Raw genomic sequence first — 2,634 nt, 5'->3', positions numbered from 1 at the left:
CGGCCTTGCTGGCGGCGGCATCGACCGCGGCAGCGTGGTCTTCGGCAGCGTGGTAGTCGGCGGCGGCCGACAGCAGCTCGGTGACCAGGGCCGACGGCTCGCGCGCGCTGCCGTCGCGCGGGTCGGCGCCGAGCCAGCTCAGATAGAACACGTCCTGCGCGGAGGCGAACAATTGCAGGAACAGGAAGCGGTCGTCCTCGCGGGTGGAACGGTCGCCGTGGCGGCGCCGCTCGGTGCCCAGCTCGGCGGTCAGGCGGTTGAGGCCGGCGGCCGGATCGCGGCGGGGAAAGTCGCCGTCGTTCATGCCCAGCAGGCAGATCACCCGGAACGGCAGCAGCCGCATCGGCACCATCCGCGCGAAGCTGACCCCGCCGGTGAGCAACGGCGCGCGGGTATCGGCCTCGCCCAGCACCGTCGCGAAGTGCGCGCGCACCACCTCGGCCGGGACCGGCTCGGTCACCGCCTGGCCGCGGGCGTCGTGGGCGAAGCCGTCGATCAGGGTGCGCAGCCGGTCCAGCGCGCGCTGCCCGCCGGGCGTCGCCGGCGGCCGCGGCAACAGGGTGTCGAGCAGGGCCAGCAGGCGCTCGCGCCACTGTTCCGGCACCATCGCCTCGCCGAGCAGGCGTTCGTGACGCGCCAACACCCGCAACAGACGCAACAGGGTGTCCAGCGCATCCAGCGCGCCGCCCTCCAGCTCCGGCCACGGCGCCACTTCGCCATCGGCGCCCGGCACCGGCGCCTCGCTGCCGCTGGCGTGGCCGAGCAGCAGCCGGTCCAGGGCGAACTGCCAGGTGTAGGCATCGTCGTCGGGAGCGCCATGGCGGTGGCGGTGGCCGGCATCCAGGCCCCAGCGGGCGCCGGCCGCGTGCAGCCAACCGTGCACCCGCTCCAGCGCCGCCGCGTCCAGCCCGGCGGCCTGCGCCAGCGGCGGGCTGGCGAGCAGGTCGAGCATCTCCTCCAGGCCGAAGCGCGACACCGGCAGCGCCAACAGGCGCAGGAACACCTCGGCCAGGGGCTCGCCGGCCAGCGGGCTGGCGTCGGCCATCGCATACGGGATCGGCCGGTCCTGGCCGTCGTCGCCGAACACCGCGTCCAGATAGGGCACGTAGGGGTCGATGTCCGGCGCCAGCACCGCGATCTCGCGCGGCTGCAGCGGCGGGTCGAAGCGCCGTCCCTCGGGCGAGGTCGGCTCCAGCAGCGCGCGCAGGCGGTCGTGCAGCACCTGCAGCTCGCGCAGCCGGGTGTGGCAGGCATGGAACTGCAGGCTGGGGTCGCCGCGGTCGATGGGGCCGCCGTCGAGGGCGCTGCCGGCAAGCGGCGCCGGGCGGCGGTGGAACAGGTCGGCCTGCATCCGCTGCAACAGGCCCGACGACCCCGCCGGCTCGACGCAGGCATCGACCTCGCCGGAGGGGTGCACCACCTCGTAGCTGCCCAGCAGGGCGATGAAGTCGCGGCCGGCCGCGCCCCAGTCGCGCAGCAGCGGGTTCTCGCCGTCCTCGACCCCGAACGGATCCGGATCGCCGGCGCGCACGCGCTCGCCGAGGCTGCGCAGGTCGCCCCAGTAGGCGCGGGTCGGGGTCGGCAGATAGAAATGCAGGGTGCCGACGCGGGCCTGGGTGGCCATCACCCGCAGCACGTCGGGCGAGACGTTCAGGGTCGCGAAGGCGAACAGCCGCGCCGGCAGGCCGCGCGGCAGGGCGCCGTCGGTGTCGCCACCAAACAGGGCGAGATAGTCCTGGATGCGGCGGGCGCGGTGCTGGCGGCCGCGGGCGATGGCGCGCCACAGGATCGCCTGCGGGTCGTCGGGATCGGCGCCGCCTTCCCAACGCAGCAGCCAGTCGCGGCGCCAGGCCAGGTACTTGGCATAGACCCCGGCCAGCTCGCCGGCCAGGGTCCACGGCCGCGCCGGGTCGCCGGCGCCCAGCCAGGCGGCCAGCGCCGCCATCGCCGGACGCGCCATCAACGCCTCGTCGCGCAATGCGGCATACAACGCCCATTGCAGGCCGCCGGCGTCCAGATCCTCGGCCGCGGTGCCGAGGTTGGCGTCCAGCGCGCGGGCGACGAATTCGCCCGGGGTCAGGAACTCGAGGTTGGCGGCGATGCCGTGCGCCTCGGCCAGGGTCGCCTGCAGCCAGCGCCGCATCGCCACCTGCGGGATCAGCACCAGGTCCGGCTCCAGCGGCCCCTGCCCGGGCGCCGGCGCGCGCAGCTCGCTCGCCATCAGCTGCGCCAGCACGTCCAGCGCATTGGAATGATAGAGACGGAAGTCGGTCGCACCCGGCATCCGCGCATGATGCCCGAGCGCGGTCGCCGCCGACGAGACCGGACCGCGACGCGCCGGCCAACCCGCCTTTCGTAGCAGCGGCATGAGCCGCGCTCCCCGGGCGTCCGATGAAAGCCCTCGCGGCTCACGCCGCTCCTACAAGTCTAGGCACAGCCCCCTGAGTCAGGGGGCGATTCGCGCGCAGCGCGAATGGGGGTGTGGAAGCACAACGGCGGGGCCCGAGGTTTGCGCAGCGAACCTTGGGAGATATCCGGGCGCAGCCGGATATCGTTCCCCCCTGAGTCAGGGGGCGATTCGCGCGCAGCGCGAATGGGGGTGTGGAAGCGCAACGGCGGGGCCCGAGGTTTGCG

General features: G+C 74.4%; 1 protein-coding gene. It reads right to left on the bottom strand.

The window, feature by feature from the left end; genetic code table 11:
- Positions 1-2,284: exodeoxyribonuclease V subunit gamma (gene recC, locus FKV24_RS03250; RefSeq protein WP_141481227.1), on the bottom strand; the 2,284-nt coding region annotated here is incomplete at its 3' end.
- Positions 2,285-2,634 lie beyond the last annotated feature (350 nt).

It is taken from the genome of Marilutibacter maris, assembly GCF_006546735.2.
Lineage (GTDB): Bacteria > Pseudomonadota > Gammaproteobacteria > Xanthomonadales > Xanthomonadaceae > Marilutibacter > Marilutibacter maris.
This window is presented reverse-complemented; position numbering and strand designations above follow the sequence as displayed.